This window comes from Pseudomonas sp. PME37.24/006 (genome assembly GCF_055556635.1).
Genome location: NZ_JBVHNL010000048.1, coordinates 1 through 279, shown reverse-complemented (window position 1 = coordinate 279; position 279 = coordinate 1). Strand labels below are relative to the sequence as shown.

General features: G+C 68.5%; 1 protein-coding gene. It reads left to right on the top strand.

The window, feature by feature from the left end:
* On the top strand, positions 1 to 247 hold a 247-nt coding region (locus ACZ3GY_RS23805; RefSeq protein ID WP_465912194.1), incomplete at its 5' end, for a hypothetical protein.
* Positions 248 to 279: the final 32 nt, after the last annotated feature.

The following is a 279-nucleotide window of genomic DNA, read 5'->3' as shown; positions in this document are numbered from 1 at the left end:
GCGCCTGCGCAGCACCCTCGCCGAGTTGCGGGCGCGCACCATGACGCTGGTGCAACTGGAGCGCCCTACCCCGTTTGCGCTGCCGCTGATGGTGGAACGCTTCCGCGAGAAACTCTCGACCGAGAAACTGGCGGACCGCGTCGCACGCATGCTGCGCGAGCTGGAAGGTGCCGCCGACAAGACCGCCTCTCGTGAACAACCCCTGCCCGCCGCACGGCGCAAGGCCAAGCCCCGGACTGCTGCATGATGCAATACCCGAGCTTCGACGCCGATGGCGCC